Here is a 6,764-nt window from a genome sequence, read left to right as displayed (position 1 = left end):
GTACCGCGCCGGCCTGACCACGGCCTCTGGAGGCACCGTGACCACCACCGACGGCGCTCCGTCCGCCCTCGCCCCGGCCCCCCTCGTCCCGCTGCACCGCCTCCGTTTCGAGGAACCGGGGCCGCCCCGCACGGTCGAGCAGCCGGACGGATCGGTGGCCTGGCTGGTGAGCCGTTACACCGACGTCCGCCAGGTGCTCTCCGACGAGAGGTTCGGCCGGGCCCGGCTCTACGACCCCGACGCACCCGCGGTCGCGGGCGTGCCCGAGATCGTGAACGACCCCGACCTGATGTTCAACCAGGACGGGCCGGAGCACCTGCGGCTGCGCCGGACCCTGCGCCGCGCCTTCACCCCGAGGTCCGTCGCCCGCTGGCAGCCGTGGATCGCCGCGATCGTCGAGCAGCTCCTCGAAGGGCTGGCGGTCCGGCACCGCCCGGCCGACCTGGTCCAGGAGTTCACGCTGCCGCTGCCGGTGGCGGTGATCAGCCGGCTGATGGGACTGGACGAACAGGCCAGGGACCGGATGCGGCACTGGAGCGAACACGCCTTCTCCGACGGCTCGCTCGCCGACGGCCAGGTGACGGCGGCCCTGGAGGAGTTCAGCGCCTTCGGTGCCGGGCTCCTCGCCGAGCGGCGTCGTACGCCGGGCGACGACCTGATCAGCGGTCTGGTCCGGGCCGCGGCCGAGGAGGACGACATCCCGGAGTCCCAGCTGGTCAGCCTGGTCTGCGGTCTGGTCGTCGGCGGACACGACAGCACGATGACCATGCTCGGCAACTCCCTGCTCTACCTCCTCGGCGAGCGCCCGGAGACCTGGGAGCGGCTGGGCGCCGACGAGGACGCGGCCGGGGCGGCCGTGGACCGCCTCGTCCACCTCGTGCCGCTGGGCGACGACCGGGGCACCGCCCGCCACGCCTCGGCGGACGCCGAGGTCGGCGGGGTGACGATCCCCGCGGGAGCCGTCGTGATCGCGGACTGCGGCATGGCCAACCGGGACCCGGCCGTCTTCACCCGCCGCCCCTTCGACGACCTCTTCGCCCCGCTGGAGGCACCGACCCTGGCCTTCGGGGCAGGCGCCCACTACTGCCTCGGCGCCTGGCTGGCCCGCACGGAACTCCGGATCGCCCTGCACCGGCTGGCCGCCCGCTACCCGGGTCTGCGCCTGGCAGAGGACCCGGACCGCGTCGACTGGCGGACGGGGAGCACCTCGCGCAGCCCGCGCAGCCTCGCCGTGACCTGGTGACCCGCCCGGTGCCGCCCCCGCCAGGTGAAGTGACCCGCACCCGGAGCCGCCCCCGCCAGGGGCGGGCGCCCCCCTCCGGCACGGCCGCCCCTCCGGTCGTTGCCGAAGGCTACGAGTTGGAGGGCACGTGCGGGCGCAAGAAGCCCGTGCGGGCTGACGGAACGGCCTCGCCACCCCATGAACTCGGCCTTGCCGAGAGAAAACCCGGCAGGCGTCCTAGGATTTAGGACGACATGACCGCAAAAGTGGTAAATGTCCCCAGTGATGAAGGAGGCACCATGATTGCCCAGGAGATCACTTCCACCACGACGCCGACGCGGACGGCCGCGCTGGATTCGCTGATGGTCCAGCCCGAAGCAGCCGTGAGCGACGCCCCGCTCTACACCCCCGAAGCGGCCGGCGTCCTGCTGGCGCTGCTCCTGCTCTCGCCCAAGGAGCCGAAGGAGCCGCGGGACAAGTGAGTTCCCCCTCCGTATTCGCCGAGGCGACCGAAGCCCTGGCGGCCGGCGTCCTCGGTGCCTTCGACGGCACCGAGGACGCCGTACGGCCGGCCCGGTACGTCGACGACTCCTCCGACCCGCTCGCCGCCCTGGCCGCGATCCGGGTGCTCGGCGCCGACGTCCTCGCTCCGCACCTCCTGGCGGGACGGCCTTTCCTCGCCGAGGACGCCGCCGTCATGGCCAAGGCCTTCGACGCCTTCCCCGCGGCGGATTCCACGGAGGAGGCGACGGTCGCCTGGCGGGACTGGGCGGCCGCCCAGCTGCTGTCCGTCGCCGCGAAGGACCCCGCCCCCCACCGCCCGGCCCCGGCCGCCGGCACCGTCACCGACAGCACCGACTGGCGCCCCTGGTCGGTCCGCATGTCCCAGCTGGCACCGCTGGCGACGACCGGTCTCGACGGGCCGGTGCACGACGCGGCCCGCACCGGGGCGCTCCCCCTCAGCAGGGGAGTCACCCGGTCCCTGCTGCGCCGGGACTTCCCGACCGCCGCACGTCTCGTGCGCTGGCTCGCCTGGCTGCGGTACGAAGGCGTCGAGCTGCCGCTGGACCCCGCACTCGCAGCCGAACACATCTGGCTGGTGGGCGGCGCCGGACCGCGTACCGCACTCGACCTGGTGATCGCACGGCACCTCCTGGGAGCACGCCCCGGCACGGGCGAGAAGGCGGAACGGACATGACGACCCCCATCCCCGCGACGGTGACCCCGCTCGCCCGCGGCCTGGCCGACCGGGCGCTGGCCTGGCTGCACGCCAACCGCGCCCTCGGCGCACTGCCCCCCGGCACCACCGAGACCATGGCGGACCCGGACGGCGTCTACAAACCCCTGGGGGAGACCACCCTCGCCGCCTCCCTCGTCCTGCGGGACACCCGGTCCGAACCGGGCAGGGCCGCCGCCGCCCAGAGCCTGATGGACTTCACCTGGGAGCAGTTCCGGCGAGGCGACATGATCTACGAACGCCAGCTCCGCCACACCCTGATGACGGACCCGCTGGAGATGTACGCGCCCTTCGTCCGCTGCGGTTACCGCCACGAGGGGCTCGACCGGCTCCTGGCCCACCGGTCCCGCATGCGGTCGGTGAACAGCGTCGAGGTGCTGCCCAACCGCCGTCTCGCCGTCGCCAACGCCGCCCGGGTGGTCGGCCTCGACCACCCCGACGACATGGCGGAACTGGCCCGCGCCACCTGGCTCGGGGCGACCCCCGAGCCCTGGGCGATCAACTGGATCACCGCCTACGCGATGACCCACACCGTCTTCCACCTCACCGACTGGGGCGCCCGTCCGGACGGCCTGCCGCCCGAACTCGCCCGGTACGTACGCCGGTGGCTTCCCGTGTGGATCGACATCTGGCGCGAGGTCGGGCAATGGGACCTGGTCACCGAACTCCTGGTCGTCGGCGTCTCGCTGGAGGACCCCCACTGCGCCCCCGAGGACTGGGAGGCGCTCGCCGCCCTCCAGCACGAGGACGGCCTCGTCCCCCGGGACAGCGACCCGGTGCACGACGACCCGCGACGCAGGTTCACCGACCACCAGCACACGGTCGTCGTCACCGCCGTCGCCGGCTCCATCGCGCTGGCCCGGTCGGCCCGCGGGTCGTGACCGGCGGCCGCGGGGCGGGCAGGACGGGGGCGCGGGCGGACGGGCGGGGCGCCCGCCCCCGCACCGCACCCCGCGCCCCGGCCGACGACGTGCCCGCGGCCCGGCTCCGCGCCCTCCTCGCCGCTGCCCCGGGACCGGCCGCGGCGGTGGGCGCCCTCCACGGAGGGACGCGCACCGTGCTGTGCTCCGGAGGAGCCCTGGACAGCACCCGTTTCGAGACCGGCTCACTCAGCAAGACCTTCGCAGCCCTGCTGCTCGCCGAACTCGTCGCCCGCGGCGAGGTCTCCTACGCCGACCGCGCCGACCGCTACCTGCCGTTCCGGATCCCCGGCCCGCCGATGACCCTGCTCCACCTGGCCACCCACACCTCCGGCCTGCCCCGGCTGCCGCCCGGCCTGATCAGAAGCGCCGTACGCAGCGGGTGGTTCAGCAACCCGTACGCCCGGTTCACCGAGTCCGACCTGCTGACCGCGCTCGCCCGGACCCGGCCGCGCCACCGGCCCGGTACCCGGGTCCACTACTCCAACTTCGGCGGCGCCCTCCTCGGCGGCGTACTCGCCCGGGCGGCCGGCGGGACCGGGAGCGACTACCCCGCACTGCTGGCCGAGCGGATCACCGGGCCGCTGGCGCTGGCCGACACCACCTGCGATCCCGGCCTGCCCGCGGCCACCGGCCACTGGCACGGCCGGCCCCGCCCGCCGCTGCGGATGCCGGGGCTGGCCCCCGCCGGAGCGGTGCGCTCCAGCGCCCGTGACCTGCTGAGGGTCCTCGAAGCCCTGCTGTATCCGGAGACCGCTCCCGGCCGGTTCCTGCGGACGGCGCTCACCGAGGTCCAGCGGCCCCGGCTGATCATCCCCCGAACGGGCTCGCGGCTCTGCCTCGTCTGGAACCTCCGCCCCCGGCCCGACGGGCCCCTGCTCCACCACTCCGGGGGGACCATGGGCTTCACCGCGTTCGCGGGATTCCTCCCGCACTCCGGCACCGGCCTGGTGGCCCTCACCGCCACCGCGCCCACGCTGCTCGCCCCGTTCGTCCAGGCCGCCTACACGACACTGTGCGCGCTCCCGGTCCCCGGCCGCCCATGACCCCTATGACCCGCTCGGGTAGGAAACATGATCGATCCGACGGGTTCACGGTGATGGTCTTGCCCCGCTGTGTGGCGGGGCATACGTTCGTTCCTCGTCCAGGCGCCGCCCCGCACCGTCTCCACGGGCACGGCGCGCGCCCGGAGGCTCTCTGACGCCGCGTCGAAGGAGCATCATGTCCGATGTCGTACGCGCCGCACTCGTCCAGGCGACCTGGACCGGCGACACCGAATCCATGATCGCCAAGCATGAGGAGCACGCCCGCGAGGCGGCCCGGCAGGGCGCGAGGATCATCGGATTCCAGGAGGTGTTCAACGCCCCCTACTTCTGCCAGGTCCAGGAGCCCGAGCACTACCGGTGGGCAGAGGCCGTACCGGACGGGCCGACCGTCCGGAGGATGTGCGACCTGGCCCGCGAGACCGGCATGGTGATCGTCGTACCGGTCTTCGAGCTGGAGCGGTCCGGCTTCTACTACAACACCGCGGCGGTGATCGACGCCGACGGCACCTACCTCGGCAAGTACCGCAAACACCACATCCCCCAGGTCAAGGGCTTCTGGGAGAAGTACTACTTCAAGCCCGGGAACGCCGGCTGGCCGGTCTTCGACACCGCTGCCGGGAAGGTCGGCGTCTACATCTGCTACGACCGGCACTTCCCCGAGGGATGGCGCCAACTCGGTCTCAACGGAGCCCAGCTGGTGTACAACCCGTCGGCCACCTCGCGCGGCCTGTCCAGCTACCTGTGGCAGCTGGAGCAGCCCGCCTCCGCCGTCGCCAACGAGTACTTCGTCGCCGCGATCAACCGCGTCGGCCAGGAGGAGTACGGCGACAACGACTTCTACGGCACCAGCTACTTCGTCGATCCGCGCGGCCGGTTCGTTGGAGACGTCGCCAGTGACAAGGAGGAGGAACTGGTCGTGCGGGACCTCGACTTCGGGCTGATCGAGGAGGTCCGGCAGCAGTGGGCGTTCTACCGCGACCGCAGGCCCGACGCCTACGACGGGCTGGTGGAACCGTGACCGGACTGCACGAGCGGCACCTGGCCGTCAGCCCCGACTGGCTGGCCCTGTACTACCGCGACCCCCTGGAGATCACCCACGGCGAGGGCCGCCACGTCTGGGACGCCGACGGACGACGCTACCTCGACTTCTTCGGCGGCATCCTCACCACCATGACAGCGCACGCCCTGCCCGAGGTGACCAAGGCCGTCACCGAACAGGCCGGGCGGATCGTCCACTCCTCCACGCTCTACCTCAACCGCCCCATGGTGGAGCTCGCCGAGCGCGTCGCGGCACTCTCCGGGATCCCCGACGCCCGGGTCTTCTTCACCACCTCCGGCACCGAGGCCAACGACACCGCCCTGCTGCTGGCCACCACCTACCGCGCGTCCAGCCAGATCCTGGCGATGCGCAACAGCTACCACGGCAGGTCCTTCTCCACGGTGTCGGTCACGGGCAACCGGTCCTGGTCGCCCACCGGGCTCTCACCGCTCCAGACCCTGTACGTCCACGGAGGGGTCCGCCACCGCGGGCCGTACGCGGAGCTGAGCGACGCACGGTTCACCGAGGCGTGCGTCGCCGACCTGGAGGACCTGCTCGGGCACACCCGGAGCCCGGCCGCGCTGATCGCCGAACCCGTCCAGGGGGTCGGCGGTTTCACCGCACCCCCCGACGGCCTGTACGCCGCCTTCCGCGAAGTCCTCGACCGGCACGGCGTCCTGTGGATCAGCGACGAGGTGCAGACCGGCTGGGGCCGCACCGGCGACCACTTCTGGGGCTGGCAGGCCCACGCGGAGAACGGGCCGCCCGACATCCTCACCTTCGCCAAGGGCATCGGCAACGGCATGTCCATCGGCGGGGTCGTCGCCCGCGCCGAGGTCATGAACTGCCTGGACGCCAACTCCATCTCCACCTTCGGCGGTTCCCCCGTCACCATGGCCGCGGGGCTCGCCAACCTCACCTACCTGCTGGAACACGACCTCCAGGGCAACGCGCGCCGCGTCGGCGGGCTGCTCATCGAACGGCTGAGGGAGGCCGGCGCGCGCTCGGCGGGCGTTCGCGAGGTACGCGGCCGGGGGCTGATGATCGGTGTCGAACTGGTCAGGCCCGGCACCGACGAGGCGCATCCGGACGGTGCGGCAGCCGTTCTGGAAGCGGCCCGGGAGGGCGGACTGCTCATCGGGAAGGGCGGCGGCCACGACACCAGCGTCCTCAGGATCGCCCCGCCGCTCTCACTGACCACCGCCGAGGCCGAGGAGGGAGCGGCGATCCTGGCCGACGCCCTGCGAGCGGCCTGCTGACCCCGCCGGGGCCGGACCGGACCACCACGGCCCGGCCCCGG

7 protein-coding genes are annotated in these 6,764 nt (G+C 73.1%); all 7 read left to right on the top strand.

Going from position 1 to position 6,764, the window contains the following annotated elements; all coding sequences use genetic code 11:
* The first annotated feature begins 37 nt into the window (after positions 1–37).
* The 7 genes from CP967_RS04370 (at position 38) to CP967_RS04340 (ending at position 6,723) form a co-directional block, all read left to right on the top strand.
* A complete protein-coding gene (locus CP967_RS04370) occupies positions 38–1,243 on the top strand; it encodes a cytochrome P450 (protein ID WP_150486662.1) in 1,206 nt (401 codons plus the stop codon).
* Positions 1,244–1,521: 278 nt separating this feature from the next.
* Positions 1,522–1,704: a hypothetical protein gene (locus CP967_RS04365; RefSeq protein ID WP_150486661.1), complete on the top strand. Its 183-nt coding sequence runs from the start codon at positions 1,522–1,524 to the stop codon at positions 1,702–1,704.
* The gene (locus CP967_RS04360) at positions 1,701–2,420 is read left to right on the top strand and encodes a hypothetical protein (RefSeq protein WP_150486660.1); all 720 of its coding nucleotides are present in this window, start codon (positions 1,701–1,703) and stop codon (positions 2,418–2,420) included. The genes CP967_RS04365 and CP967_RS04360 overlap by 4 nt, the downstream gene beginning before the upstream one ends.
* Positions 2,417–3,340 carry a DUF6895 family protein gene (locus CP967_RS04355; protein WP_150486659.1) on the top strand — a complete coding sequence of 308 codons (924 nt, stop codon included), beginning with the start codon at positions 2,417–2,419 and terminating at the stop codon, positions 3,338–3,340. The genes CP967_RS04360 and CP967_RS04355 overlap by 4 nt, the downstream gene beginning before the upstream one ends.
* 89 nt (positions 3,341–3,429) lie before the next feature.
* Entirely contained in the window at positions 3,430–4,425 is a 996-nt protein-coding gene (locus CP967_RS04350; RefSeq protein ID WP_150491696.1) for a serine hydrolase domain-containing protein, read from the top strand.
* A 175-nt stretch (positions 4,426–4,600) separates the two neighbouring features.
* Complete coding sequence (locus tag CP967_RS04345; RefSeq protein ID WP_150486658.1) at positions 4,601–5,443, top strand: nitrilase-related carbon-nitrogen hydrolase; 843 nt, start codon at positions 4,601–4,603, stop codon at positions 5,441–5,443.
* Positions 5,440–6,723: an aspartate aminotransferase family protein gene (locus CP967_RS04340; RefSeq protein WP_150486657.1), complete on the top strand. Its 1,284-nt coding sequence runs from the start codon at positions 5,440–5,442 to the stop codon at positions 6,721–6,723. The genes CP967_RS04345 and CP967_RS04340 overlap by 4 nt, the downstream gene beginning before the upstream one ends.
* Positions 6,724–6,764: the final 41 nt, after the last annotated feature.

The organism is Streptomyces nitrosporeus (assembly GCF_008704555.1).
In the GTDB taxonomy this organism is placed as follows: Bacteria; Actinomycetota; Actinomycetes; order Streptomycetales; family Streptomycetaceae; genus Streptomyces; species Streptomyces nitrosporeus.
The sequence above is the reverse complement of the archived record's forward strand: the minus strand, read 5'-3'. Positions and strand labels throughout refer to the sequence as shown.